The following is a 26,052-nucleotide window of genomic DNA, read 5'->3' on the forward strand; positions in this document are numbered from 1 at the left end:
CGAAATAGAAAAGGCCGGGAATTTCCCGGCTTTTTCATTGCATCTGTAAGGTCAGTTCTTTTCCTGAACATGGGCCTCAAGGAACCACAATGCCTTGTCGAGACTGCGGGACGCGGCTGTAAAAATATCCGCCGTATCGTCGTCACCTGCATCGTCCGCATCCTTGATCGATTTGCGCACAAGATTGGCAACATCGCCATAGCGTTCGATCAGGGCAAGCAGATGGTCGTGAACGGCATAGATATCGGTCGGATATGGCTTGAGCTTACTTTCCTTGGCCACGACCTGCGTGGTGCCATAGGCCGTCCCGCCAATCTGCACGGCGCGCTCGGCAATCGTGTCGACATGTTCATCGAGATCGTCGCGGAAACCGTCGAGCATCTCATGGACGGCGATGAACTGCGGCCCCTTGAGGTTCCAGTGAGCCTGCTTTGTGATGAGGGCAAGATCGATTGTCGCGGCGAGGTTCTCATTCAGCAGCGCGATCATTGTCGTCTTCGTATTGGAAGGAAGATCGTTGCGGGTTGCATGCATCGACTTCTTGGACATTGTATCCTCATATCCTTTTGTTCGATCCGGCTTGGAGCGACTGGGGGAGTATCGCTCATAGTTACGGGCAGCTATTCCAAACGCAACGAACCCGCCAGATCCTTATGAGGTTCGATTGCCGGATGGGCCTTTGTTGCCGTCAGGACAACACAAAAACATTCCCGCACCCGATGACTAAATGCATATCGCCGGTTTTTGTTCCGGCAGAATGGCTAAAAACCGGACATGATATGACCTTTGGCCAAGACGCGGCCAAGACTCGACTTGTCGCGACGCGAAATCTGATTTACCCGGTTGCACATGAAGATACTTGCGCTTGATACTGCCGCTTCGTGGTGTTCCGTTGCCGTCTACGATTATGATGGTGATATCATGCTTGCCGATGTAAGCGAAAACATCGGCAAGGGACATGCGGAAGTCTTGATGGACTATATCGAACGTGCTGTGAGAGAGACGAAACTATCGCTCCGCGATATGGATCGGGTAGCCGTCAATATTGGGCCGGGATCGTTTACCGGTGTTCGTATCGGTGTCTCGGCGGCACGTGGTTTTGCACTGGCGCTGGGTGTTCCCGCCATCGGCATTACAGCTTTCGAGGCGCTGGCTGCGGAAACACAGTCTCTGTCGCCGGAAAAGCCAGTTCTGGTTCTTCTCGATGCGCATCGCGGCGAAATTTATGCGCAATCATTCGATGCAAAGGGTTTACCGAACGCGAAGCCGCTGGTTCTGTCACGAGAGGAAGCGGATGCTCTTGCCGATTCCCAGGCAGAAAATACGGTTCTTGCAGGTTCCGCGGCCACTGCGATCAATGAAGTGATCGGCAGTCGTTTCACACTTGGCCCGGTTGAGCCGACCGCGAAAATCGGCATCTATGCGCGTCTGGCAAGCTTGCGCCAGCCTGGCGATGCGCCGAAGCCGCTTTACATGCGGGGGCCGGATGCGAAGCCACAAGTCGGGTTTGCGCTGCCGCGCAAGCCCGCCGGAGAATAGCCAATGATGGGCTTGCCGTTTGGGCGTTTCGGTCGCAGACAAATCTCGGTGGAGCCGCTTGGCGTACAGGACAGTCATGCGATCCAGCGCATCCACGCCGTTGCTTTCCATCATGGCTGGAGTTCCGATGATTTCAGGTCGCTGATCGCGCAGGATACGGTTTTCGGCTTCGTTGCTCGTTTGGAAGGTAAGCCGAACGATGCCTGTGGCTTCATACTGGCTCGTCTGGTTGCGGGAGAAGCGGAAATACTGACGATTGCCGTCGCTCGCGATCTACAGCGTCAGGGCGTTGGGCGCGTGCTGATGGATGCTGTGCTGCGGCATCTCTATCAGGAGCGCGCTGAAACGCTTTTTCTGGAAGTGGATGAGGCGAATATTGCTGCACAGGCGCTTTATCGCCGTCTCGGCTTCCAGAAAGTTGGCGACAGACCCGCTTATTACGAAACAGCGAATGGGCGTTCGGCTGCGCTGATATTGCGTCGCGACTTGAGCCGTGCTCCGGCGAGGCCACGATGATCGGAGCAATCCGCATCTTTCTCGTCGTTGCGGCGATGGTCGCATTGAGTCTGTCGCTTATTCCAGTTCAGTATCTGTTGCTTAAGCTGAAGAACAACTGGAAGCGTCGCCTGCCGACCTTTTTCCATCGTATTGCCGCACGCCTGTTCGGCTTTCGCATCAAGATAGTCGGCCAGATGCAGGAGGGTCGGCCTCTGCTACTTGTCGCCAACCATACCTCGTGGAGCGATATCATCGTTCTGTCGACGGTCGGTCAGGTCTCCTTCATCGCCAAGTCGGAAGTCAGAAAATGGCCTGTTTTCGGCATGTTCGCCGTTTTGCAACGGACCGTTTTCGTGGAACGGGAACGGCGGGGCAAGACGGCTGAACAGACATCGGAAATCGCAAGGCGTCTGGCAACGGACGATGCTATGGTGTTGTTCGCTGAAGGCACGACATCGGATGGCAATCGCGTTCTGCCGTTCAAGACGGCGCTTTTCGGTGCCGCGCACGCTGCGATCAAGGAAGCCAATGTACCCGAAGTCGTGGTTCAACCGGTTGCGATCGCCTATACAGGGGTTCATGGCATGGCAATGGGCCGTTATTTCCGCCCGATTGCCTCCTGGCCGGGCGACGTCGAGCTGATGCCGCACCTGAAAGGTATCTTGCGCGAAGGCGCCATCGACGTTGAAGTGCGTTTCGGCGAGCCGGTCGTTGTAACGGCCAAGACAGACCGCAAAGCGCTGGCGCGTACGATGGAAAACCGGGTGCGTGCACTTTTGCAAAGCGCGTTGCTGGGGCGCGAGATTCCGGAAGAGTAACAGCCGCTCGATCAAGCGTTCAGCCGATTGGCTAGAATGTCACCTTTCAAAATGACGACAAAAGCTGTAGATAGCCGCGCATGAGCGACAATATCACCGATCTTGAACCAACGGCAGAGCGCCTCAATGTGCGCAAGGTTTTCGTAAAAACCTATGGCTGCCAGATGAACGTCTACGATAGCCAGCGCATGGCCGACAGCCTTGCAGCGGAAGGCTATGTCGCAACCGATACGCCGGACGATGCCGATCTGGTTCTGCTCAATACTTGCCATATTCGCGAGAAGGCGTCGGAAAAGCTCTATTCCGCGCTTGGCCGACTACGCAAGATGAAGGACGCGCGCGAAGCGAATGGCAAGGAACTGACCATTGGCGTTGCAGGATGCGTGGCGCAGGCCGAAGGACAGGAAATCCTTCGCCGTGCGCCAAATGTCGATCTCGTCATTGGCCCACAAACCTATCATCGCCTACCCAATGCACTGGCGCGGGTTCGCGGTGGTGAAAAGGTGGTCGAGACGGAATATGCTCTCGAAGATAAATTCGAACATTTGCCGTCGCCCAGGCGCGAGGAAACCCGCAAGCGTGGTGTTTCTGCCTTCCTCACCGTGCAGGAAGGCTGCGACAAATTCTGCACCTTCTGCGTGGTTCCCTATACGCGCGGCTCGGAAGTTTCGCGCAGCGTGAAGCAGATCGTGGCAGAGGCCGAGCGCCTCGCCGATAGCGGCGTGCGTGAACTGACCTTGCTAGGACAGAACGTCAATGCCTGGCACGGGGCTGGTGACGATGGTCGCGAATGGGGCTTGGGTGAACTTCTGTTTCGGCTGGCGCGCATTCCGGGCATTGCCCGTCTTCGTTATACGACCAGCCATCCGCGCGACATGGACGACAGCCTGATTGCCGCCCACCGTGACCTGCGCCAGCTTATGCCTTATCTGCATCTGCCGGTACAATCCGGTTCGGACCGTATTCTCAAGGCGATGAACCGTCGTCACAAGGCGGATGAATATGTGCGTCTGATCGAGCGTATTCGCGAAGTGAGGCCCGACCTGGCGCTGTCGGGTGATTTCATCGTTGGCTTTCCCGGTGAGACCGATCAGGACTTCGAAGACACGATGCAGCTGGTACGCACGGTCAATTACGCGCAGGCCTATTCGTTCAAATATTCGCCGCGCCCCGGAACACCGGGTGCCGATCTTGATGGTCATGTGGAGGAAGCAGTCAAGGATGAGCGCCTCCAGCGCCTCCAGGCGCTTCTGTCCGAGCAGCAATATGCGTTTCAGGATTCCATGATCGGTCGCGAGATGGATGTGCTGCTCGAAAAGCCGGGCCGTATTGCTGGCCAGATGGTTGGCCGCTCGCCTTGGCTCCTGCCTGTCATCATCGATGACAACAATGACCAGGTCGGCGACATCATTCATGTGAAAATCACATCCACAGGGACCAATAGCCTTATTGCGCAAAAACTGGCCTGAAGGCATGATGATGTCGAGGCAGAAAATTTCGGCACTTTGAGTCGCTTGCCGGTAATCCTGTCGAGACTGTGATTGCAATGCGTGAACGGTTTGCGTTCACGCATAATCTGGTCTGAAAAGCCTGCAACTTTTCAGGATTGTGCTTTAAGGAGATACGGTTGAGCGCCACGGAAAAGCTGAAGTCTGCCAAGCCAACCAATCAAATGCAAAAAAGCCCGACGACCGGGGCCTCGGATATGGCCCACATCGTGCTCACCTTCGACAATAACCGTCTTGCCATCGCGCTTTACGGTCAGTTCGATGAAAATCTGGCCCGTATCGAACAAAAACTTGGCGTGGATGTCCGCTCCAAGGGAAACCAGCTTTCGATCCGGGGCGAGCCGACCGCAACCGAGCAGGCGCGGCGTGCGCTCGATCATCTTTATGAAACCTTGCAGAAGGGGCATGAGTTGACGACGTCGGATGTCGACGGCGCCTTGCGCATGGCAATCGCTGCCGATGACCAGCTGACGCTACCGACCATGGAAAACAAGGGCAAGCTTTCGGCGGCCCAGATTTCCACGCGCAAGAAGACCATCTTTGCCCGCACACCGACGCAGGATGCCTATATGCGCGCGCTCGACCGGTCGGAACTGGTGTTCGGCGTCGGCCCTGCCGGGACCGGCAAGACCTATCTTGCCGTCGCCCATGCGGCGATGCTGCTGGAACGCGGTCTGGTGGAGCGCATCATCCTGTCGCGTCCGGCTGTCGAGGCGGGCGAACGACTGGGCTTTCTGCCGGGCGATATGAAGGAAAAGGTCGACCCTTATCTACGCCCGCTTTACGATGCGCTTTACGATATGATGCCAGCGGAAAAGGTCGAACGCGCCATTACGGCAGGCGTGATCGAGATCGCGCCGCTCGCCTTCATGCGCGGACGCACACTGGCGCATTCTGCTGTCATTCTCGATGAGGCGCAGAACACGACATCCATGCAGATGAAGATGTTCCTGACCCGTCTTGGTGAGGGATCACGCATGATTGTGACTGGTGATCCGAGCCAGATCGACCTGCCGCCCGGCCAGAAATCCGGGCTGGTAGAGGCGCTTCGCGTGCTGGACGATGTCGAGGGCGTTATCAAGGTACGCTTTACGGAGAAAGACGTCGTTCGTCATCCGTTGGTAGCGGCAATCGTCGGCGCTTACGACCGCGATGGCAAACAGCACGCGCGTTCGGAATAGAGCGAACAGGCTGAGTGCTCTTGCAATTGCCTGTCGGAATCACGATTTAAAAAATGCTGTCTGCCCTTTGGGTAGGCAGCTTTCTTGTAACTGAAAGGATGATGCGGCTAGCCGGCATGGAAAGCCGCCGCAGAACGTGTCAAATAACGCGATCCATATCGATATCATGGTTGAAGCTGGCAACTGGCCGGATGAGACCGCCCTTGAAGGGCTCGTCAGGAAGTCGGTCGAGGCCGCCTGGGCCAATTTGAACCTTAAGGACGCTGAAAGCGAACTGAGTGTGGTTTTCACCGACGATGCCTCGATCCAGACACTGAATGCGGAATGGCGTGGCAAGGACAAGCCAACCAATGTGCTGTCATTTCCGGCGTTTCCGGTTAAGGCAGGGGCGCAGCCGGGGCCGATGCTGGGCGACATCATCATCGCGCGGGAGACTGTCGAGCGCGAGGCCCGTGAGGAGGACAAGCCGCTCGAAAACCATCTCACGCATCTCGTCGTGCATGGCTTTTTGCACCTTTTGGGTTACGATCACGAAACCGATGCGGAAGCGGATGTGATGGAGGGGCGCGAGCGTGAAATCCTTCATGCTCTTGCCATCCCCGACCCTTATGCTGTATCCGAATAAGACCCTAACAACGATTGACCATGGCTGATCAAACATCGCACCCCCCGTCCGCTGGCGAGAATCGCAGCGAGACTCAAGACGCCGAAGGGCAAAGTACGCAACGGCCCGTAATGGCCGAGAAGCGTTCCCTTTTGTCTAATATTTTCCCGTTCATGCGCTCGCGGCAGTCATCTTCTCTGCGCGAAGATCTGGCCGATGCCCTTTCCAGCACGGCAAGCGAGCAGGATTCCGCATTCTCGCCTGAAGAAAAGGCGATGCTGCACAACATCCTTCGCTTGCGCGAAATCCGCGTCGAAGATGTGATGATCCCGCGCGCCGATGTCGAGGCAGTGGAAGTTTCCACACCACTCTGGGAGGTGCTGGAGCTTTTCGAAAAGTCTGGCCATTCGCGTATGCCGGTCTATGCCGAAACGCTGGATGATCCGCGCGGCATGATCCATATCCGTGATGTTCTCAATTACATCACCAAGCAGGCCCGCCAGAAAACCACGCGCCGTAGCGGTGCACGCAGCAAGGCGACGGCCGAAGACAAAGCCGCCAAATTCGACATGGGCCGCATTGATCTCACCAAGACGATCGGTGAACTCAATCTCATGCGCAAGGTCCTGTTCGTGCCGCCGTCCATGATGGCGAGCGGCTTGATGGCGCGCATGCAGGCGACCCATATCCAGATGGCGCTGGTCATCGACGAATATGGCGGTACCGACGGTTTGGTTTCGCTGGAAGACATCGTCGAAATGGTTGTCGGCGATATCGAAGACGAGCATGACGACGAAGAAATCATGATCGCCGAAGAGGCCGACGGCGTTTTCGTTGTCGATGCGCGCGCCGATCTGGAAGAGTTGGCTGCAAAAATCGGTCCGTCTTTCGAAGTGGGCGAGCATGGCGAGGATGTCGACACGGTTGGCGGTCTCATCTTCTCGGTTCTCGGGCGCATTCCAGTTCGCGGCGAAGTCGTGCAGGCAATTCCGGGCTATGAATTCCATGTGCTGGAAGTCGATCCGCGTCGGGTGAAGAAAGTGCGCATTGTGCCGCTTTCCGCGGCTGATCGCCGCCGCCAGCAGCGTGCTGTCGTGTCTCCTAAGCCGGGAGAACAACCCGCAGAGGTCGAAGCCGCAACTGACGACCCCCAAGAGTCCTGATGATCGAAAGGCTCGCGGGGAAAATCATTCTTTCGAGCGGCTGGCGTCGTGCGCTGGCCGCTTTTCTGAGCGGCGCCTTCGCCACGCTGACCCAGTCGCCATTTGATGTTTTCGTCGCGGGTTTCGTTTCCTTCCCCATTTTGGTCTGGCTGATTGACGGAGCCATTGCGAAAGCGAATGCCGGGCCTGTGCGCCGTCTCCTCCCAGCCGCCATGGTTGGCTGGTGGTTCGGTTTCGGCTATTTCGTTTCCGGACTATGGTGGATCGGCACGGCGCTGTTGGTTGATGCAGACCAGTTTGCATGGGCCCTGCCACTTGCAGTTCTCGGCCTGCCTGCGTTTTTGGCGCTGTTTTATGCACTTGCAACCATGGTTGCACGCATCTTGTGGTCGGATGGTTTGGGGCGCATCTTCGCGCTTGCATTCGGTTTTGCACTGGCAGAATGGCTGCGCCTTTTCCTGTTCACCGGTTTTCCGTGGAACGCCATCGGCTATGCCATTATGCCGACCCCGCTGCTGATGCAATCGGTTGCCGTGCTCGGCCTGATCGGAATGAGCGCATTGGCCGTCTTTGTCTTTGCTGCACCGGCTCTTCTGATCGGTGGGCGGTTTGCGAAGACGGGCATTGTCTTCGCCCTGATGCTTATAGCTGGTCACGTTGGTTTCGGTGCCTGGACGCTTTCAAAGGCACCAGCAATCGGAGAGGAAAAAGGCTCGCTTGCGGTTCGAATCGTGCAGCCTTCTATTGCTCAAACCATGAAATGGGATAATGCCGAACGTCGGTCGATATTCGACAAGCTGGTGTCGTTGACTGGCGAAGCGCCTGCCGAAGGCAAGCCGAAACCCGATGTGGTCATCTGGCCGGAAACAGCGGTTCCTTATATTCTCACATCAACGCCCGAGGCTCTGTTACGTATTGGCGAGGTTTTGCAGGATGGGCAGATGCTGCTCACCGGTGCCGTTCGCGAAGAGAAGGCAGCTGGTGGCGGTGAACCGCGCTACTATAATTCAATTTACACAATTGATGATCGCGGCGTCATTGTTGACGCTGCCGACAAGGTGCACCTCGTTCCCTTCGGCGAATATCTTCCCTATGAGAATTTCCTGCGCAGGCTCGGACTTCAGGAAGTGGTGGAAATGCCGGGCGGATTTACGGCTGGTACCTCACGTCGGGCATTGAACGTGAAAGACGGCCAGACCTTTCTGCCGCTGATCTGCTACGAAGCCATTTTTCCATATGAGCTTGGATATTCGGGTCAAAGAGCCAGCGCCATCATCAATGTGACAAACGATGCGTGGTATGGTGATACACCCGGCCCATACCAGCATTTCAGACAGGCGCAGGTTCGCGCAGTGGAACAGGGGCTTCCCCTCATTCGTGCAGCTAATAATGGTCTTTCAGCTGTTGTTGATGCTTATGGTCGAATCACTGACGGCCTTGCGCATGACGCTGTAGGGGTAATCGACGCTTACCTACCGTCATCTCGTGCACCATTTTGGGGCACGGCACCCGGCTCGCGACAATCTCTGGTAGCGCTATTAACCTTACTCGTGTTGAGCGTGGCTTTCCGACTGCCAATCGGCAGGCGTTTTCATTGACAGACTAATATTGTTACGATGTTATGGCGCGGCGGCGACGGTTTTTGCGGAAAAATCGTCAGACTACCTCCCAAAACTTATTGTTATCGCTGTTCAGATGAACAGAGCATGAATGAAAGCTCGCAGCTGCGAGGAGTGACAGTTGTATGATTGAGAATAAAAAGAAGCCCAACCCAATTGACGTGCATGTCGGCAGCCGCATCCGTCTCCGCCGTAACATGCTGGGCCTCAGTCAGGAAAAGCTTGGCGAAAGCCTCGGAATTACATTTCAGCAGATCCAGAAATACGAAAAAGGCACCAACCGCGTCGGAGCAAGCCGCCTTCAGGCGATCTCGGCAATTCTCAGTGTCCCGGTTTCCTTCTTTTTTGAAGATGCACCGGGTTCCTCGAACCAGGCCGGTTTTGCAGAAGATAATGAGGCGACCTATGTGGTCGATTTCCTGAATTCCAATGAAGGTGTTCAACTGACCCGCGCCTTCACGAAAATTTCAGATCCGAAAGTGCGCCGCAAGATCATCGACCTCGTTAAGTCGCTCGCTGCGGACGCTGACTGATTTCATATCCCGGAAAAGCTGCAAGTGCGGGACATGATCGTGTCCCGCCGGATTTTTGCGAATTTCAGCGTTCAAGCCGACAGGAAAAGCCGTCTGGAACGAAATTTCCCGTCGAGGCGCTGTCGCAACAAGAATATGCATTGACGGTTTAATCCTAACTTCGCTAACACATTACCGTGCCCGGAACGCTGGAACCTGTTCCGGGCGCTACTGTGTTTCCATGGCGGAGATATTCTCCGTTGGATTTTCAAGAGGGGTTACCCGTGTCGCGCAGTTCTTATCTCTTCACCAGCGAATCTGTGTCCGAAGGCCATCCGGACAAGGTTTGCGACCGCATCTCCGATGAAATCGTGGACATGATCTACAAGGAAGCGCGCCGTACTGGTGTTGATCCATGGTCTGTCCGTGTTGCCTGCGAAACGCTTGCCACCACCAATCGTGTGGTCATTGCCGGCGAAGTGCGTGTGCCGGATACGTTCCTGAAGAAGAATAAGGACGGCACTGTCGCCCGTGATGCTGCCGGGCATCCGCTGATCAATCCTTCGCGTTTCCGTTCGGCGGCCCGCAAGGCAATCCGGGAGATCGGTTACGAACAGAACGGCTTCAACTGGAAGACCGTAAAGATCGACGTTCTTCTGCATCCACAGTCTGCCGATATCGCACAGGGCGTGGACAACGCCGCTGACCGTCAGGGCGAGGAAGGTGCCGGCGATCAGGGCATCATGTTCGGTTATGCCTGCCGCGAAACCCCGGACCTGATGCCGGCGCCGATCTATTATTCGCACAAGATTCTCGAAAAGCTCTCTGAAGCCCGGCACAAGGGCGAGGGTGACGCAGGCAAGCTCGGGCCTGATGCCAAGAGCCAGGTCACGGTGCGCTACGAGAACGGCAAGGCCGCCGAGGTCACGCAGATCGTTCTTTCCACGCAACATCTGGATGCAAGTTGGGATTCGAAAAAGGTTCGTTCGGTTGTCGAACCCTATATCCGGGAAGCGCTCGGCGAGCTGCCGATTGCAGCTACCTGCAACTGGTACATCAACCCGACCGGCAAGTTCGTCATTGGCGGGCCGGACGGCGACGCCGGACTGACTGGCCGTAAAATCATCGTAGACACCTATGGCGGAGCCGCTCCGCACGGTGGTGGCGCATTCTCGGGCAAGGATACGACCAAGGTTGATCGTTCTGCCGCTTATGCAGCGCGCTATCTCGCCAAGAATGTTGTTGCTGCCGGTCTTGCCGACCGTTGTACGATCCAGCTTTCCTATGCCATCGGCGTGGCACAGCCGCTTTCGGTTTATGTCGATCTTCATGGTACGGGCAAGGTAGCCGAATCCGCAGTCGAGGAAGCGCTTCGCGAAGTCATGGATCTGTCACCGACGGGCATCCGAAAGCATCTCGACCTCAACAAGCCGATTTATGCCAAGACCTCGTCTTATGGCCATTTCGGCCGCAAGCCGGGTCGCGACGGTTCCTTCTCCTGGGAGAAGACCGACCTCACCAAGGTGCTGAAGGCCGCAGTGGCGTAACTTTCCTGTCGGAAAGTTGCATCGCAAGCGGCTTGGCGTTATGTCTCCCGCAAATTTCGAAGAGCGCGGTCTTTGATCGCGCTCTTCTGCTATTTGAACTCACTATGATGCCGACGGATAAAATATGACCGAAGAATCTCATCCTCTGCGCGGTGCCGGAAATTTTTTCGGACGTCGCCACGGCAAACCTTTGCGCAACCATCAGAAGAACCTGTTCGAGGATCTTCTGCCGCGCCTGAAGATTGATGTCGAAAAGTCCGCGCCGCAGGATTTGCGCACGCTCTTTGAAGCAAAGGTCGATGCTGTGCGTCTGGAAATCGGTTTTGGCGGCGGTGAGCATCTGCATCATGAGACGGGTCGCTATCCGCAAACGGGTTTCATTGGCGTTGAGCCCTTCGTCAACGGCATGGCCAAGATGCTGGCTGCATTGGATAGCGAACCGCGACAAAATCTGCGTCTCTACGACGAAGATGCAACGGCGGTTTTGGACTGGTTGCCGGACGCCTCCTTGGCGGGTATTGATCTTTTCTATCCCGATCCATGGCACAAGCGTCGCCACTGGAAACGCCGTTTCGTCAGCGATGCCAATCTCGACCGCTTTGCCCGGGTCTTGAAGCCCGGTGCAAAATTCCGGTTTGCTTCTGACATCGAGCATTATGTTAACTGGACACTCCAGCATTGTCGCCGTCATTCTGCATTCGACTGGCAGGCAGAAGGTCCCTCCGACTGGAACGACGCTTATGAAGGCTGGCCGGGCACGCGCTATGAGGCAAAGGCTTTTCGCGAAGGTCGGCGCGCCGCCTATCTGACCTTCATACGCCGTTAAAGTTGCCAGCAGCGACGGCGTGTCATCGAACGTCAGAAGCGGTCTTGAAAAAATCCGCTTCCGCTGGTATATAAGTCTCAAATTCTTGGTCGTTTGAACAAGAGTGGGTCCACCCGGTCCCGCTCTTTTTTGTTACTTACGGCTAACTTGAAGAGGCTTTCCAGCCTTTTGAAAGGTTTTTAGGTTGACGGAACAGGTTCAGGCAAACGAAGCAGAAGCGCTCGCAACAGGCGCGGATGAGCGCATCATTCGCGAGACGGGTATCGATGCGAAAGTGGCTTCCATCATCGAGCCCGTCATCAATACGCTGGGCTTCCGGCTGGTGCGCGTGCGTCTCTCGGGATTGAACGGCCAGACCCTGCAGATCATGGCTGAACGTCCCGATGGCACGATGACCGTCGATGATTGCGAAATGGTCAGCCGCACAGTCGCGCCGGTGCTCGATGTGGAAGATCCGGTTAGCGGAAAATATCATCTGGAAATTTCCTCTCCTGGTATCGATCGCCCGCTGGTCCGCAAATCGGATTTTGCCGATTGGGCCGGTCATATCGCGAAGGTGGAAACCTCCATCGTGCACGAAGGTCGCAAGAAATTCCGCGGTCGCATCATTCTGGGCGATACGGAATCAGTCGTGATTGAAAGCGACCAGATTTCCTACGGCAGCGAACCTGTCGTGCGCATTCCATTCGATCTGATTTCGGATGCACGCCTCGTGCTGACCGATGACCTGATCCGCGATGCGCTGCGCAAGGACAAGGCCCTGCGCGAAGGCCGCATTCCCGGTGACGACCTCGGTAGCGAAGAAGCGGGCGAGCCGTCCGGTGAAGCCGCATCGGGCGAAGCTGAAAATAAAGAATAAGTTTCTGGCGTCCGGCATCTAGAGGAGCCGGGTGCGACACCAAGGAGAGTCCAATGGCAGTCAGTGCTAACAGGCTGGAGCTTCTGCAGATCGCCGATGCGGTCGCACGCGAGAAGTCGATCGACCGCGAGATCGTTCTTGCGGCCATGGCCGATGCGATCCAGAAGGCGGCGCGTTCGCGTTACGGCCAGGAAAGCAACATCCGCGCGGACATCAATGCGAAGTCCGGCGAGATCAAGCTGCAGCGCCTGCTCGAAGTCGTCGAGCATGTAGAGGATTACGCGACGCAGATTTCGCTTTTCACCGCGCGCGATCGCAATCCGGATGCACAGGTTGGCGACTTCATCGCCGATCAGCTGCCGCCAATGGATTTCGGCCGTATTGCCGCCCAGTCTGCAAAGCAGGTTATCGTGCAGAAAGTGCGCGAAGCCGAGCGTGATCGCCAGTATGACGAATACAAGGATCGCGTTGGTGAAATCGTCAACGGCACCGTCAAGCGCGTCGAATACGGCAATGTGATTGTCGATCTCGGTCGTGGCGAAGCCATCGTACGCCGCGACGAACTGATCCCGCGTGAAGCATTCCGTTATGGCGACCGTATCCGCGCCTATGTTTACGACGTGCGCCGCGAACAGCGTGGTCCGCAGATTTTCCTCTCGCGCACCCATCCATCCTTCATGGCGAAGCTCTTCACCATGGAAGTGCCGGAAATTTACGACGGCATCATCGAAATCAAGTCGGTTGCCCGCGATCCGGGTTCCCGTGCCAAGATCGCAGTCGTGTCGCGTGACGCTTCCATCGATCCGGTCGGCGCCTGTGTCGGTATGCGCGGCTCACGCGTTCAGGCCGTTGTCGGCGAACTGCAGGGTGAAAAGATCGATATCATTCCGTGGTCGCCGGACGCTGCTTCCTTCATCGTCAACGCGCTTCAGCCCGCTGAAGTTGCCAAGGTTGTTCTCGATGAAGATGCCGAACGTATTGAAGTTGTCGTCCCGAATGACCAACTATCACTTGCAATCGGTCGTCGCGGTCAGAACGTGCGTCTGGCTTCCCAGCTCACCGGCTGGGATATCGACATCCTGACGGAAGACGAAGAATCCGAACGTCGCCAGAAGGAATTCACCGAGCGTTCGACGCTCTTCATGGATGCCCTTAACGTTGACGAGATGGTTGGTCAGGTTCTGGCCTCCGAAGGTTTCGCATCCGTTGAAGAACTGGCCTATGTCGAGCCGGGCGAAATTGCGTCCATCGATGGTTTCGATGAGGATACGGCTGGCGAAATCCAGGAACGTGCCCGCGAGTATCTGGATCGCATCGAAAGCGAACAGGATGATCGCCGCAAGGAACTGGGCGTCGAAGACGAATTGCGCGAGCTGCCGGGCGTCACCACGGCGATGCTGGTGGCAGTCGGGGAAGACGGCGTGAAGACGATCGAGGACTTTGCCGGATATGCCGTTGACGATCTGGTCGGTTGGCGTGAACGCAAGGATGGCGAAACCGTTGCTCATAGCGGCATCTTCTCTTCCTTCGACGTTTCGCGCGTCGATGCGGAACAGATGGTTCTGACTGCTCGTTTGAAGGCAGGATGGATCACGGAAGAAGAACTGGCATCAGCTCAGGAAGAACAAGCCGAAGCAGAAGCCGGTGAAGAGGAAGCTGCTTCTTAAGGAGCTGCTGGAATAAAAAGAGCCGCATGGCTTCTTACGTCTGAGGCAATTCAGGCGTAAGCTGTGCGGCTCTCGCAATTGATCCCGGAAAAATGGTCGTCGTTCATTCGAATTGATTGGCCGGTTCGGGTTTCGAGCGGGTTCCGGCCATCTTACGGGTTGTGGTGGGGCTTTTGCTCTGGTACAGCGCCCGCGTTACGTCCGATGTGCGGGCAGACCGCAATATGGCAAGACTGGAGTTCGCGTGGAGCAGGATATGAATGACAGAACCTGTATCGTCACGCGCGAAAGCGGTTCTGCCGATGATCTGATCCGTTTTGTGGCCGGTCCCGACGGTTCTGTGGTGCCGGACTTGAAAAGGAATCTGCCGGGCAGGGGATGCTGGGTCAAGGCTGAGCGTCGTCTGGTGGATGAAGCGGTCAAGCGCAAGCTTTTTGCGCGGGCGCTGAAAGAAGGTGTGACGCCGCAGGCGGATCTTGGCGCGCTGGTGGACCAGCTGCTGACGAAATCTGCTCTCGGTAGCCTCGCTCTGGCTCGCAAGGCCGGGGCTGTGGTGTCGGGCTCGACCAAGGTGGATCAGGCGATCCGCACTGGGACAGCCGCCATGGTGTTGCACGCAAAGGAAGCCGCCGCCGACGGCGTACGCAAGCTCGATCAGGCTCGCCGTGCTGTGGTGCATCTAGATGGTCCGGAAATCCCTTCTTTCACTCTTTTTACAGGGGAAGAAATGGATTTGGCATTTGGGGGCGGAAATGTGATACATGCAGCCGTACTTGAAGGAAAGGCGGCGGCCGGGTTCGTAAAGCGGGCGCTTATGTTGCATCGCTATCGCGGTGAAAGCGCATCGAACTCGGATTAGAGCGCAAATCTGGAGGGGCTTGGCAGGCCCCGGATTGGATTGCGCGTTGAGGCGGATGACTGGAGCTTTATCCAACCTGACCCAGTCGCGTTGGATAATGCTCGAGTAGAGCGGCCGGAGCCGCGAAGGAAACGGAAACGTAATGAGCGATAAAACGAACGACGACAAGACGCTGAGCGTTAATACGAAGAAGACGCTGACCATGAAGCGGCCAGGCGTCGAGCAGAGCACCGTGCGCCAGAATTTCAGCCACGGCCGCACGAAGGCTGTCGTCGTTGAAACGAAGAAGCGCAAGTTCTCGCGGCCTGACGAAAAGCCGGAAGTCGAGGCAGCGGCCACAAGGCCAGCAGCTCCGGCACCCGCCGCGCCTACGCCTGCTGCATCTGCCCCTGCCGCACCGGCGCCAGTCGCCGCGCAGCCTGCACAGGCCGCTCCGGTAGTGCGCGCGCCCGCTCCTGCTGCCCCGGCACCGAAGCCAGCAGCACCTGCCGCTCCGGTAACAAGGCCGCATGTTGCACAGCAACGACCGGCACAGCAGCGCCCTGGCGGCCAGCAGGCACAACGTCCGCGCCCGTCCGACCGTTCCGGCATGGTGCTGAACACGTTGTCGCGTTCCGAAATGGATGCACGTCGCCGCGCGCTCGAAGAAGCACAGGTTCGTGAAGTTGAAGAACGCGCTCGCGCTGTCGAGGAAGCCAAGCGCCGCGCTGAGGAAGATGCTCGCCGCGCCAAGGAACGTGAAGAATCTGCCCGTCGTCAGGCGGAAGAGGAAGCCCGTCTCAAGGCCGAGGCCGATGCTCGCCGCAAAGCTGAGGAAGAAGCTGCCAAGCGTATGCCGCAGCCGGAAGCCCGTGCCGAGCGGCGCGATGATGCCCGCCCGGCACCGCAGGGCAATCGCCCGCAGCAGGCCGGTCGTCCTCAGGGCAATCGTCCGCCGCAAGGTGGCCGCCCGCAACAGGGTGGTCCGCGCCCGGCTCCGTCGCTTGCCGAAACCGCGCCGGGACCAGGCAAGCCTCTTCCACAGAGCCAGCTTCGCAAGACTGTGGCATCCGACGATGATGACCGTCGTGGTGGTGGGCAAACCACTGCCCGTCGTGGTGCACCGGCCAAGCCGGAAGTTCGTGCGCCAAAGGTGGTCAAGACGGAAGATGATCGCCGTCGTGGCAAGCTGACGATCTCCAGTAATCTGGAAGACGAAGGCCGTTCGCGTTCGTTGTCGGCGATGCGCCGCCGTCAGGAAAAGTTCAAGCGTTCGCAGATGCAGGAAACCCGCGAAAAGATTTCGCGTGAGGTGACCATTCCTGAAACCATCACTCTTCAGGAACTTGCGCAGCGTATGACCGAACGTTCGGTTGATATCATCAAGTACCTGATGAAGCAGGGCCAGATGATGAAGCCGGGCGACGTGATCGATGCCGATATGGCACAGTTGATCGCTGAAGAGTTCGGCCACACTGTCAAGCGCGTTGCAGAATCGGACGTTGAAGAAGGTATCTTCGGTGTAGCCGATAACGAAGCCGCGCTGGTTTCCCGGCCTCCGGTCGTGACCATCATGGGTCACGTCGATCACGGCAAGACCTCGCTGCTCGATGCGATCCGTCATGCGAATGTCGTGTCGGGCGAAGCCGGCGGCATCACCCAGCATATCGGTGCCTATCAGGTAGAACAGAACGGCCAGAAGATCACCTTCATCGATACGCCAGGCCACGCTGCCTTTACCGCAATGCGTGCCCGTGGTGCGCAGGCGACCGATATTGCCATCCTCGTGGTGGCTGCGGACGACAGCGTCATGCCGCAGACGATTGAATCGATCAATCATGCCAAGGCGGCAGGCGTTCCGATCATCGTGGCGATCAACAAGATCGACAAGCCGGCTGCAGATCCGCAGAAGGTTCGTACTGCCCTGTTGCAGCACGATGTCTTTGTGGAATCGATGGGTGGTGAAGTTCTCGACGTCGAAGTGTCGGCCAAGAACAAGCTCAACCTCGACAAATTGCTTGAGGCAATTCTGTTGCAGGCTGAAATTCTTGATCTCAAGTCAGATCCGACGCGTACGGCTGAAGGCGTTGTCGTCGAAGCCCAGCTTGATCGTGGCCGTGGTTCGGTTGCAACCGTTCTGGTTCAGACCGGTACGTTGCATCCGGGTGACATTCTGGTCGCCGGTAGCGAATGGGGCCGTGTGCGCGCCCTGGTCAACGACCGTGGCGAGCATGTCAAGGAGGCCGGTCCGGCAATGCCGGTCGAAATCCTCGGCCTCCAGGGAACGCCGCAGGCGGGTGACCGTTTCGCAGTGGTTGCCAACGAAGCCAAGGCACGTGAAATCGCCGAATACCGCCAGCGTCTGGCACGCGACAAGGCTGTCGCTCGCCAGTCGGGTGCACGCGGTTCGCTCGAGCAGATGATGAACCAGCTTCAGGTGTCGGGCACGAAGGAATTCCCGCTCGTCATCAAGGGCGACGTGCAGGGCTCTATCGAAGCCATCACCAATGCACTGGACAAGCTTGGCACCGACGAAGTTCGTGCCCGCATCGTTCATTCGGGTGCAGGTGGTATCACGGAAAGCGACGTTTCGCTGGCCGAAGCTTCCAACGCAGCCATCATCGGCTTCAACGTCCGCGCCAACAAGCAGGCACGCGACGCAGCCGATCAGCAGGGCATCGAAATTCGCTATTACAACATCATCTATGATCTGATCGATGACGTTAAGGCAGCGATGTCGGGCCTGTTGTCGCCGGAACGCCGCGAAACCTTCCTCGGCAATGCAGAGATTCTCGAAGTCTTCAACATCACCAAGGTCGGCAAGGTTGCCGGTTGCCGTGTCACCGAAGGCAAGGTCGAGCGCGGCGCAGGCGTTCGCCTCATCCGCGACAACGTGGTTATCCACGAAGGCAAGCTCAAGACGCTCAAGCGCTTCAAGGACGAAGTGTCGGAAGTTCCAGCTGGTCAAGAATGCGGTATGGCGTTCGAAAACTACGACGATATTCGCGCAGGCGATGTCATCGAAGCCTTCCGCGTCGAGCACGTTTCGCGCACACTTTAATAGCTTTGAGCCGGACCGTCCCGAATTGGGCGGTCCGGCTTTTTATTGCCCGGTTCCGAGGGTCTGACTCCCATCTGAATTGTGGTAAGTTACGCCCATAATTTTCAAGTCATGCGGTCGGACAGCCGAAAGAGCTGAACGCCGTTTTATGGCTGTTTATCGAGGATTTAACTATGGCACGTTCTCCCGACCCCAAGGGCTCAGGTGGTCTTTCCCAGCGCCAGCTTCGCGTCGGCGAACAGGTGCGTCACGCATTGGCGCAAGTGCTTCAGCGCGGTGAAATTCGCGACGATCTTATCAGCCGCACCGTGATTTCGGTTTCGGAAGTGCGCATGTCTCCTGACCTTAAGATCGCGACCTGCTTCATCACCCCTCTCGGTGATGCCGATACGCAGGCGGTTATCAAGGCGCTGGCTGCAAACGCTAAGTTCATTCGCGGACGCATGGCGCCAAGCCTAAGCCAGATGAAGTACATGCCGGAATTCCGTTTCCGGGCCGATACGAGCTTTGACAATTTTTCCAAGATAGATGCGCTCCTCCGCTCGCCGGAAGTCGCCCGCGATCTTGGACATGACGATGAAGAAGACCGGGAGGCAGACAAGGCTTCCCGCAATGGAGACGAATAAAGCATGGCAAGACGAGGCAAGAAAAAAGGTCGTCCGATATCCGGCTGGGTTATTTTCGATAAGCCGAAAGGGATGGGATCGACCGAGGCGGTCTCGAAGATCAAGTGGCTGTTCAACGCCGAAAAAGCCGGTCATGCCGGTACACTTGATCCGCTTGCTTCCGGCATGTTGCCCATAGCGCTGGGTGAAGCCACAAAGACCGTGCCTTATGTCATGGATGGAACCAAGATTTATCGTTTCACGGTAAGCTGGGGCGAGGAACGCTCCACGGACGATCTGGAAGGCCAGCCGACCAAGACCTCGGACAAGCGGCCGTCGCGCGCTGATGTCGAGGCATTGCTGCCGAATTATACCGGTGTCATTTCCCAGGTCCCGCCGCAGTTCTCCGCCATCAAGATCGACGGTGAGCGCGCTTACGATCTTGCGCGCGAAGGCGAGACGGTGGAGATTCCATCCCGCGAAGTCGAGATCGACCGCCTGGAGATCGTTGGTATTCCGGATGCCGATCGCACCGAATTCGAGGTCGAGTGTTCCAAGGGCACCTATGTGCGCTCGCTTGCGCGCGATATGGGCCGGGACCTCGGCTGCTACGGCCATATTTCGGAACTACGCCGCATTGAAGTTGCGCCATTTACGGAAGAAGACGCCGTAACCCTGGCTGAACTCGAACAGGCTTGGCCTCCACTTCCGCCGAAGGATGAGGACGGCAATATTGTCGAGCCCGCTCCACGTCGCGACTTTTCGGCAATCGACGCATTGGTCATCGATACGGGGGCAGCACTTGACTGCCTGCCGCAGGTATCGCTTACCGACGATCAGGCGCAACGCGTGCGTCTTGGCAATCCGGTGATCTTGCGCGGACGTGATGCTCCTCTGGAAGCGGACGAAGCCTGTGTCACAGCACGCGGAAAACTGCTTGCCATCGGGTATATCGAGCACGGACAATTCAAACCGAAGCGCGTTTTCACAACGGGCTGACGTTTCGTCAGAAGATCGCGATAAGGCGGCAAATTGAATTGAGACTGGCGTTCCCGCCAATTTTGCACTATATGCCCCTCATCGATCATGCGTAAAAGCATGTCAGATCGTGTAAATGGCCCGCGCTGGACGACATCCCGGCCCGGGCGTCTGGTTTTCCTCTCATCTAGAAAGGGTGTTACGATGTCGATTACTGCTGAGCGCAAGCAAGCACTTATCAAGGAATACGCCACCAAGGAAGGCGATACCGGTTCTCCTGAAGTACAGGTTGCCGTTCTTTCCGAGCGTATTGCCAACCTCACCGAACACTTCAAGGGCCACAAGAATGACAATCATTCGCGTCGCGGCCTCTTGAAGCTGGTTTCGCAGCGTCGTCGCCTTCTTGACTATGTCAAGGGCATTGACGAAGCGCGTTATCAGGCGCTGATCGGCCGTCTCGGCCTGCGCCGTTAAGGTTGAAATCGGGCGACGCCTCAAAACGTCGCCCGTTTGATTTATTCAGTATTTTGTCGTGCGGATAGCCGCTAATAGATAAAATGCGACAGTACCGGGCGAATGCCCGCTGGCATGAAACGGCGCACCGGGTGCATTCCGTCATGTCGATGAAGAGCCACAAGGCTCATGACCTGGACCAGTCATGGGGCAGGATTGCAGGCAGTTCGTGTCAGAGGATGTTCGGGAATGAATATTCTGACACATAACGAACTTCCCGTTGTCTTGCCCGTGGCCCGTCCGCCAACCGGGCGATGCCTTCAGGCGCTTTTGCGCGGCATCACCACATGAGGACAAGATATGTTCAATACCCATAAAGTAGAAATCGAATGGGGCGGCCGTCCGCTTACGCTCGAAACTGGCAAGATCGCCCGTCAGGCTGACGGTGCAGTTCTCGCAACCTACGGCGAAACCGTCGTTCTGGCGACTGTCGTTTCTGCCAAGGAGCCGAAGCCGGGCCAGGATTTCTTCCCGTTGACCGTCAATTATCAGGAAAAGACCTACGCCGCAGGCAAGATACCTGGTGGCTACTTCAAGCGTGAGGGTCGTCCGAGCGAAAACGAAACGCTGGTTTCGCGCCTGATCGACCGTCCGATCCGCCCGCTCTTCGTCGACGGCTACAAGAACGACACGCAGGTTGTCATCACCGTTGTTCAGCATGATCTGGAAAACGATCCGGACGTCCTGTCGATGGTTGCCGCTTCCGCAGCGCTTACCATTTCGGGCGTGCCATTCATGGGCCCGATTGGCGGCGCACGCGTCGGCTACATCAATGGCGAATACGTCCTGAACCCGAATATCGACGAAATGCCGGAATCGAAGCTCGATCTGGTTGTCGCTGGTACGTCGGAAGCCGTGCTGATGGTCGAATCCGAAGCACAGGAACTCTCCGAAGAAGTCATGCTTGGTGCGGTCGTGTTCGGCCAGAAGGGCTTCCAGCCTGTGATCGACGCGATCATCAAGCTTGCTGAAGTTGCCGCCAAGGAACCGCGCGACTTCCAGCCGGAAGACCTGTCGGCCCTCGAAGCCAAGATGCTCGCCGTTGTAGAAAGCGACCTGCGCGACGCCTACAAGATCACCGAAAAGCAAGCTCGTTATGCCGCCGTCGATGCCGCCAAGGCAAAGGCGAAGGAACATTTCTTCCCTGAAGGCGTGGAAGAAACGGAAATGTCGCCGGAACAGTTCGCGACCATTTTCAAGCATCTGCAGGCCAAGATCGTTCGCTGGAACATTCTTGATACCGGCAGCCGCATCGACGGTCGCGATCTTTCGACCGTTCGTCCGATCGTCTCAGAGGTTGGCCTTCTGCCACGCACTCACGGCTCGGCTCTGTTCACCCGCGGCGAAACGCAGGCTATCGTTGTTGCCACGCTCGGCACCGGCGAAGACGAACAGATGATCGACGCGCTGACGGGCACCTACAAGCAGCCTTTCATGCTGCACTACAACTTCCCGCCTTATTCCGTCGGCGAAACCGGCCGCATGGGGTCGCCGGGTCGTCGTGAAATCGGTCATGGCAAGCTCGCATGGCGCGCTATCCATCCGATGCTGCCTGCCGCTGAGCAGTTCCCGTACACGATCCGCGCGGTCTCCGAGATCACGGAATCAAACGGTTCGTCCTCGATGGCTACCGTTTGCGGTACCTCACTCGCTCTCATGGATGCAGGCGTTCCGCTTGCACGTCCGGTCGCGGGTATCGCCATGGGCCTGATCAAGGAAGGCGAGCGTTTCGCCGTTCTCTCCGACATTCTCGGCGATGAAGATCATCTCGGCGACATGGACTTCAAGGTAGCCGGTACTGAAAACGGCATCACCTCGCTGCAAATGGACATCAAGATCGACGGGATCACCGAAGAGATTATGAAGGTCGCTCTGGAGCAGGCCAAGGGCGGTCGCGTTCACATTCTCGGCGAAATGGCGAAGGCCCTCTCAACCTCGCGTGAAGAACTCGGCGAATTCGCTCCGCGCATCGAAGTGATGAACATCCCGACCGACAAGATCCGTGATGTTATCGGTTCTGGCGGCAAGGTCATCCGCGAAATCGTGGAAAAGACCGGCGCCAAGATCAACATCGAAGACGACGGCACGGTGAAGATTGCATCGTCCAATGGCAAGGAAATCGAAGCCGCGAAGAAGTGGATTCACTCGATTGTTGCCGAGCCGGAAGTCGGTGAAATCTATGAAGGTACGGTCGTCAAGACCGCTGACTTCGGCGCTTTCGTGAACTTCTTCGGTCCGCGCGATGGTCTGGTTCACATTTCGCAGCTGGCTAGCGACCGCGTTGCCAAGACCACCGATGTGGTCAAGGAAGGCCAGAAGGTCTGGGTGAAGCTTATGGGCTTCGACGAACGTGGCAAGGTTCGCCTGTCGATGAAGGTCGTCGATCAGGAAACCGGCAAGGAAATTGTTCAGGAAAAGAAAAAGGAAGAAGCTGACGCCGAGTAAGCGTTGATTTCTTCGATTTCAAAGGAAGCGCGCCTTGATGGCGCGCTTTTTTGTTGTTGCATGTGAATCATTGAGGCTTTGCGGACTTTTCGGATGCGATCCCGCAGAGTAAAGAACGGTTATGATTACACCGGCACAACAAACACTCTTTCTTCCCTTCGATCAGGGCATTCTGGTTATGCCCGAAGAGGGCCAGTCGTTCCTGGCCTGCGGTCTTTCTGCGGATAGGCATCTTGAAGATGAATGGAAACAGGCGCTGATCTTCCTGCAACCCTGGCGCCCCGACTGGCTGGCGCTGGAAAAGGAAGGCTTCAAGGCAGTTCCGAGATTAGCGTCTGACGTGGGCGAGGAACAGCGTTTTTCCGGCGGGCTACTTCTGCTCGGAAAACATCGCGGACGCAACGAGGCGTGGTTTGCGGAGCTTCTGGCGCGTGTTGAGCCAGGTGGATGGATTGCCGTGTCCGGCGACAAGAAGCTTGGCATCGACAGCTTTCGAAAATGGGCTGGCAACATTGCCGAGATTAGCGACCGCATGTCGAAAAACCATGCGGTGGTTTTCTGGCTCAAGCGTCCTGCCGATCTTGCTGGTGATTTCATTGCGGCGCTGAAACCGCTTGCGACCGATATTGACGAGGTGTTCCGGACCGAACCCGGCATGTTCTCGCACGGCATGATCGATAAAGGTTCGGCGCTGCTCGTCCCGCATATGGAGAAGATCGTTTTCGGCAACGTGGCCGATCTTGGCGCTGGCTGGGGCTATCTTGCAGCGCAATGCCTGAAGTTTGCGGATCGCATCAAATCCATCGATCTTTACGAAGCGGATTATGAAGCACTGGAGGCTGCTCGTGGCAATCTGGAGCGGCTTGGAGCGTCGATACCGATCAGCTTCAATTGGTTTGATGTGACGAGTGAAAAGATGGCAGGCATCTACGACACCGTTATCATGAATCCACCGTTCCACGAGGGAAGGGTGACCGATGTTTCGCTTGGTCAGGCGTTCATTGCTGCTGCCGCGTCGCGCCTTAAACCGGGCGGGCGTCTGCTAATGGTGGCAAATCGTCAACTGCCTTATGAGACAACGCTCAAAGGGTTGTTCAAGAACGTGACGCTCCTCGAAGAGGCAAATGGCTTCAAGATATTTGATGCAAAGAAGTAAATAAAGAGGCCGCCTGGAAGGCGGCCTCTTTCTAAGATGGTTTGGCTTATTCGCCGCGTTCCGCGTCGGAGCTTTTCAGCTCTTCGAGCGTGGGCATGGAGACGATATTATAGCCCGAATCCACATAATGGATTTCACCGGTGACGCCGCTGGAAAGATCGGACAGCAGATAGACCGCTGATTTGCCCACGTCATCAATATCGACGGTACGGCGTAGCGGCGAGTTGCGACGCTGATAGCTGAAGATCGCGCGCGCATCACCGATGCCGGCGCCGGCCAGCGTGCGCACCGGTCCTGCCGAAATGGCGTTGACGCGGATGCCCTGCGGACCGTAGTCGGCGGCAAGATAACGAACCATGGCTTCAAGCGCAGCCTTGGCAACGCCCATGACGTTGTAGTTCGGAATCGTACGGGTCGAGCCGCCATAGGTCAGCGTCAGGATTGAGCCGCCGTCCTTCATGAGCTTTTCGGCGCGCTGTGCCATTTCCGTGAAGGAGTAGGCGGAAATCACCATGGTGCGGCTGAAATTTTCGCGCGTGGTGACGTCTGCGTAGCGACCCTTCAGTTCGGTCTTGTCGGAGAAGCCGATGGCGTGAACGATGAAATCGAGCTTGCCCCACTTCTTTTCGATTTCGGCAAAGACCGCATCGACCGACTCGATATCTTCCACATCGCAAGGCAGCACGAAATCAGAGCCAACCTGTTCGGCCAGCGGCTTTACGCGCTTGCCGAGCGCATCGCCCTGATAGGTAAAGGCCAGTTCGGCGCCTTGAGCTGCGAGTTGCTTTGAAATTCCCCAAGCGAGTGAGTGATTATTCGCGACCCCCATAATGAGGCCGCGTTTGCCTTTCATCAAACCTTCCATATTTTCCCTCTCCCTCAGCCCTGGTAGCGCTGGAAAACCAGCGTCGCATTGGTGCCGCCAAATCCGAAGGAGTTGGAGAGCACGGTGTTGAGCTGAGCGTTGTCAATGCGCTTGCGAACGATAGGCATATCCGCGAAGGCAGGGTCCAGTTCTTCGATATGAGCGCTTTCGCAAATGAAATTGTTGTGCATCATCAAAAGTGAATAGATCGCTTCCTGCACGCCGGTTGCACCGAGCGAGTGACCGGTCAGCGATTTGGTCGCAGCGATCGGCGGGCAGGCGTCGCCCGAGCCGAAAACCTGACGGATAGCTTCGATTTCCGGCGCATCGCCAGCAGGCGTCGAGGTTGCGTGCGGGTTGATGTAGTCGATCTTGCCCTTGACGGTCGACAGCGCCATCTTCATGCAGCGGATCGCGCCCTCACCGGACGGAGCGACCATGTCGTAGCCGTCGGAGGTTGCGCCATAGCCAACGATTTCGCCGTAAATCTTGGCGCCGCGGGCCAGCGCGGTTTCGAGGTCTTCCAGGACCAGAACGCCTGCACCGCCTGCAATGACGAAGCCGTCGCGGTTCTTGTCATAGGCGCGCGAGGCGGTGGATGGTGTGTCATTATATTTCGACGACATGGCACCCATGGCGTCGAACAGAACCGAAAGCGTCCAGTCGAGATCTTCGCAGCCGCCCGCAAACATGCGGTCCTGCTTGCCATACTGGATCATTTCGAACGCATTGCCGATGCAATGGTTGGACGTCGCACAAGCCGAGGAGATCGAATAGTTGATGCCCTTGATCTTGAAGAAGGTTGCCAGCGTCGCGGAAGCCGTCGAGCTCATGGCTTTTGGCACGGCAAATGGGCCGACGCGCTTCGGGCCTTTTTCGCGGGTGATGTCGGCAGAATCGACAATGGTGCGGGTAGAAGGGCCGCCGGAGCCCATGATGATGCCGGTGCGGTCGTTGGAGACTTCCTCGTCGGAAAGTCCCGCATCCGCAATGGCCTGATCCATCGCAATATGGTTCCAGGCCGTGCCACGTCCATGGAAGCGCATCGCGCGACGATCAACCAGTGCTTCGACGTCGATATTCGGAGCGCCGTGCACCTGACAACGGAAGCCAAGCTCGGCATATTCCTCAGCGCGGGAGATGCCGGACTTAGCTTCACGCAGCGAAGCCGTGACCTCTTCGGTGTTGTTACCAATCGAGGATACGATCCCCATACCCGTTACGACCACACGCCGCATCGCGTTCTCCTT

Annotated in this window: 23 protein-coding genes; 20 read left to right on the forward strand and 3 right to left on the reverse strand. The window is 57.1% G+C overall.

The window, feature by feature from the left end; genetic code table 11:
- Positions 1 to 51: 51 nt before the first annotated feature.
- Positions 52 to 549 (reverse strand): DNA starvation/stationary phase protection protein Dps, encoded by a 498-nt coding sequence (gene dps, locus MKS82_RS13730; RefSeq protein ID WP_061344667.1) that lies wholly within the window; start codon positions 547 to 549, stop codon positions 52 to 54.
- A gap of 300 nt (positions 550 to 849) precedes the next feature.
- Here dps and tsaB point away from each other — a divergent pair, with 300 nt between their 5' ends.
- The 20 genes from tsaB to MKS82_RS13830 all read left to right on the forward strand — a co-directional run bounded on the left by tsaB (position 850) and on the right by MKS82_RS13830 (position 23,937).
- A complete protein-coding gene (tsaB, locus tag MKS82_RS13735) occupies positions 850 to 1,539 on the forward strand; it encodes a tRNA (adenosine(37)-N6)-threonylcarbamoyltransferase complex dimerization subunit type 1 TsaB (protein WP_109987074.1) in 690 nt (229 codons plus the stop codon).
- 3 nt (positions 1,540 to 1,542) lie between these two features.
- Positions 1,543 to 2,055 carry a ribosomal protein S18-alanine N-acetyltransferase gene (rimI, locus tag MKS82_RS13740; RefSeq protein ID WP_109987075.1) on the forward strand — a complete coding sequence of 171 codons (513 nt, stop codon included), beginning with the start codon at positions 1,543 to 1,545 and terminating at the stop codon, positions 2,053 to 2,055.
- Positions 2,052 to 2,855 carry a lysophospholipid acyltransferase family protein gene (locus MKS82_RS13745; RefSeq protein ID WP_109987076.1) on the forward strand — a complete coding sequence of 268 codons (804 nt, stop codon included), beginning with the start codon at positions 2,052 to 2,054 and terminating at the stop codon, positions 2,853 to 2,855. The genes rimI and MKS82_RS13745 overlap by 4 nt, the downstream gene beginning before the upstream one ends.
- Positions 2,856 to 2,935: 80 nt before the next feature.
- A complete protein-coding gene (miaB, locus tag MKS82_RS13750) occupies positions 2,936 to 4,324 on the forward strand; it encodes a tRNA (N6-isopentenyl adenosine(37)-C2)-methylthiotransferase MiaB (protein WP_109987077.1) in 1,389 nt (462 codons plus the stop codon).
- A gap of 158 nt (positions 4,325 to 4,482) precedes the next feature.
- On the forward strand, positions 4,483 to 5,544 hold the full coding sequence (locus MKS82_RS13755) for a PhoH family protein (protein ID WP_181394258.1): 1,062 nt from the start codon (positions 4,483 to 4,485) through the stop codon (positions 5,542 to 5,544).
- Positions 5,545 to 5,680: 136 nt separating this feature from the next.
- Complete coding sequence (gene ybeY, locus MKS82_RS13760) at positions 5,681 to 6,169, forward strand: rRNA maturation RNase YbeY (RefSeq protein ID WP_109987078.1); 489 nt, start codon at positions 5,681 to 5,683, stop codon at positions 6,167 to 6,169.
- Positions 6,170 to 6,189: 20 nt separating this feature from the next.
- Positions 6,190 to 7,311, forward strand: coding sequence for a hemolysin family protein (locus tag MKS82_RS13765; protein ID WP_109987079.1), 1,122 nt, complete (start codon positions 6,190 to 6,192; stop codon positions 7,309 to 7,311).
- A complete protein-coding gene (lnt, locus tag MKS82_RS13770) occupies positions 7,311 to 8,909 on the forward strand; it encodes an apolipoprotein N-acyltransferase (protein ID WP_109987080.1) in 1,599 nt (532 codons plus the stop codon). Before MKS82_RS13765 ends, lnt begins: the two co-directional genes overlap by 1 nt.
- A 146-nt stretch (positions 8,910 to 9,055) precedes the next feature.
- The gene (locus tag MKS82_RS13775; RefSeq protein WP_109987081.1) at positions 9,056 to 9,463 is read left to right on the forward strand and encodes a helix-turn-helix domain-containing protein; all 408 of its coding nucleotides are present in this window, start codon (positions 9,056 to 9,058) and stop codon (positions 9,461 to 9,463) included.
- A gap of 263 nt (positions 9,464 to 9,726) precedes the next feature.
- On the forward strand, positions 9,727 to 10,989 hold the full coding sequence (gene metK / locus MKS82_RS13780) for a methionine adenosyltransferase (protein ID WP_109987082.1): 1,263 nt from the start codon (positions 9,727 to 9,729) through the stop codon (positions 10,987 to 10,989).
- A gap of 124 nt (positions 10,990 to 11,113) precedes the next feature.
- On the forward strand, positions 11,114 to 11,815 hold the full coding sequence (gene trmB, locus MKS82_RS13785) for a tRNA (guanine(46)-N(7))-methyltransferase TrmB (protein ID WP_109987083.1): 702 nt from the start codon (positions 11,114 to 11,116) through the stop codon (positions 11,813 to 11,815).
- Positions 11,816 to 11,999: 184 nt separating this feature from the next.
- Positions 12,000 to 12,674 carry a ribosome maturation factor RimP gene (gene rimP, locus MKS82_RS13790; protein ID WP_109987084.1) on the forward strand — a complete coding sequence of 225 codons (675 nt, stop codon included), beginning with the start codon at positions 12,000 to 12,002 and terminating at the stop codon, positions 12,672 to 12,674.
- A gap of 53 nt (positions 12,675 to 12,727) precedes the next feature.
- Positions 12,728 to 14,341: a transcription termination factor NusA gene (gene nusA, locus MKS82_RS13795; protein WP_109987085.1), complete on the forward strand. Its 1,614-nt coding sequence runs from the start codon at positions 12,728 to 12,730 to the stop codon at positions 14,339 to 14,341.
- A gap of 244 nt (positions 14,342 to 14,585) precedes the next feature.
- The gene (locus MKS82_RS13800; RefSeq protein ID WP_286166520.1) at positions 14,586 to 15,200 is read left to right on the forward strand and encodes an RNA-binding protein; all 615 of its coding nucleotides are present in this window, start codon (positions 14,586 to 14,588) and stop codon (positions 15,198 to 15,200) included.
- Between the two features lie 142 nt (positions 15,201 to 15,342).
- Complete coding sequence (infB, locus tag MKS82_RS13805) at positions 15,343 to 18,240, forward strand: translation initiation factor IF-2 (RefSeq protein ID WP_109987087.1); 2,898 nt, start codon at positions 15,343 to 15,345, stop codon at positions 18,238 to 18,240.
- A 173-nt stretch (positions 18,241 to 18,413) separates the two neighbouring features.
- Entirely contained in the window at positions 18,414 to 18,866 is a 453-nt protein-coding gene (gene rbfA / locus MKS82_RS13810; protein WP_109987088.1) for a 30S ribosome-binding factor RbfA, read from the forward strand.
- A gap of 3 nt (positions 18,867 to 18,869) precedes the next feature.
- On the forward strand, positions 18,870 to 19,844 hold the full coding sequence (gene truB, locus MKS82_RS13815; RefSeq protein ID WP_109987089.1) for a tRNA pseudouridine(55) synthase TruB: 975 nt from the start codon (positions 18,870 to 18,872) through the stop codon (positions 19,842 to 19,844).
- Between the two features lie 183 nt (positions 19,845 to 20,027).
- Entirely contained in the window at positions 20,028 to 20,297 is a 270-nt protein-coding gene (rpsO, locus tag MKS82_RS13820) for a 30S ribosomal protein S15 (protein ID WP_006473093.1), read from the forward strand.
- Positions 20,298 to 20,636: 339 nt separating this feature from the next.
- Entirely contained in the window at positions 20,637 to 22,781 is a 2,145-nt protein-coding gene (gene pnp, locus MKS82_RS13825) for a polyribonucleotide nucleotidyltransferase (protein ID WP_109987090.1), read from the forward strand.
- A gap of 121 nt (positions 22,782 to 22,902) precedes the next feature.
- Complete coding sequence (locus tag MKS82_RS13830) at positions 22,903 to 23,937, forward strand: class I SAM-dependent methyltransferase (RefSeq protein ID WP_109987091.1); 1,035 nt, start codon at positions 22,903 to 22,905, stop codon at positions 23,935 to 23,937.
- 46 nt (positions 23,938 to 23,983) lie between these two features.
- On the opposite strand, the gene fabI is transcribed toward MKS82_RS13830, so the two are convergent.
- Together fabI and fabB are read right to left on the reverse strand one after the other, a co-directional pair.
- Positions 23,984 to 24,802 carry an enoyl-ACP reductase FabI gene (gene fabI / locus MKS82_RS13835; RefSeq protein ID WP_104756644.1) on the reverse strand — a complete coding sequence of 273 codons (819 nt, stop codon included), beginning with the start codon at positions 24,800 to 24,802 and terminating at the stop codon, positions 23,984 to 23,986.
- A 14-nt stretch (positions 24,803 to 24,816) separates the two neighbouring features.
- Complete coding sequence (gene fabB, locus MKS82_RS13840) at positions 24,817 to 26,040, reverse strand: beta-ketoacyl-ACP synthase I (protein WP_061344685.1); 1,224 nt, start codon at positions 26,038 to 26,040, stop codon at positions 24,817 to 24,819.
- Positions 26,041 to 26,052: the final 12 nt, after the last annotated feature.

Origin of the sequence: Ochrobactrum sp. A-1, from assembly GCF_022488005.1 — a bacterium.
In the GTDB taxonomy this organism is placed as follows: Bacteria; Pseudomonadota; Alphaproteobacteria; order Rhizobiales; family Rhizobiaceae; genus Brucella.

What these genes read in the sequence shown, in the direction of transcription:
- dps (WP_061344667.1), bottom strand. Translation starts at nt 549, where the DNA reads ATGTCCAAGAAGTCGATGCATGCAACCCGCAACGATCTTCCTTCCAAT.
- tsaB (WP_109987074.1), top strand. Translation starts at nt 850, where the DNA reads ATGAAGATACTTGCGCTTGATACTGCCGCTTCGTGGTGTTCCGTTGCC.
- rimI (WP_109987075.1), top strand. Translation starts at nt 1,543, where the DNA reads ATGATGGGCTTGCCGTTTGGGCGTTTCGGTCGCAGACAAATCTCGGTG.
- MKS82_RS13745 (WP_109987076.1), top strand. Translation starts at nt 2,052, where the DNA reads ATGATCGGAGCAATCCGCATCTTTCTCGTCGTTGCGGCGATGGTCGCA.
- miaB (WP_109987077.1), top strand. Translation starts at nt 2,936, where the DNA reads ATGAGCGACAATATCACCGATCTTGAACCAACGGCAGAGCGCCTCAAT.
- MKS82_RS13765 (WP_109987079.1), top strand. Translation starts at nt 6,190, where the DNA reads ATGGCTGATCAAACATCGCACCCCCCGTCCGCTGGCGAGAATCGCAGC.
- lnt (WP_109987080.1), top strand. Translation starts at nt 7,311, where the DNA reads ATGATCGAAAGGCTCGCGGGGAAAATCATTCTTTCGAGCGGCTGGCGT.
- MKS82_RS13775 (WP_109987081.1), top strand. Translation starts at nt 9,056, where the DNA reads ATGATTGAGAATAAAAAGAAGCCCAACCCAATTGACGTGCATGTCGGC.
- trmB (WP_109987083.1), top strand. Translation starts at nt 11,114, where the DNA reads ATGACCGAAGAATCTCATCCTCTGCGCGGTGCCGGAAATTTTTTCGGA.
- nusA (WP_109987085.1), top strand. Translation starts at nt 12,728, where the DNA reads ATGGCAGTCAGTGCTAACAGGCTGGAGCTTCTGCAGATCGCCGATGCG.
- infB (WP_109987087.1), top strand. Translation starts at nt 15,343, where the DNA reads ATGAGCGATAAAACGAACGACGACAAGACGCTGAGCGTTAATACGAAG.
- rbfA (WP_109987088.1), top strand. Translation starts at nt 18,414, where the DNA reads ATGGCACGTTCTCCCGACCCCAAGGGCTCAGGTGGTCTTTCCCAGCGC.
- truB (WP_109987089.1), top strand. Translation starts at nt 18,870, where the DNA reads ATGGCAAGACGAGGCAAGAAAAAAGGTCGTCCGATATCCGGCTGGGTT.
- rpsO (WP_006473093.1), top strand. Translation starts at nt 20,028, where the DNA reads ATGTCGATTACTGCTGAGCGCAAGCAAGCACTTATCAAGGAATACGCC.
- pnp (WP_109987090.1), top strand. Translation starts at nt 20,637, where the DNA reads ATGTTCAATACCCATAAAGTAGAAATCGAATGGGGCGGCCGTCCGCTT.
- MKS82_RS13830 (WP_109987091.1), top strand. Translation starts at nt 22,903, where the DNA reads ATGATTACACCGGCACAACAAACACTCTTTCTTCCCTTCGATCAGGGC.
- fabI (WP_104756644.1), bottom strand. Translation starts at nt 24,802, where the DNA reads ATGGAAGGTTTGATGAAAGGCAAACGCGGCCTCATTATGGGGGTCGCG.
- fabB (WP_061344685.1), bottom strand. Translation starts at nt 26,040, where the DNA reads ATGCGGCGTGTGGTCGTAACGGGTATGGGGATCGTATCCTCGATTGGT.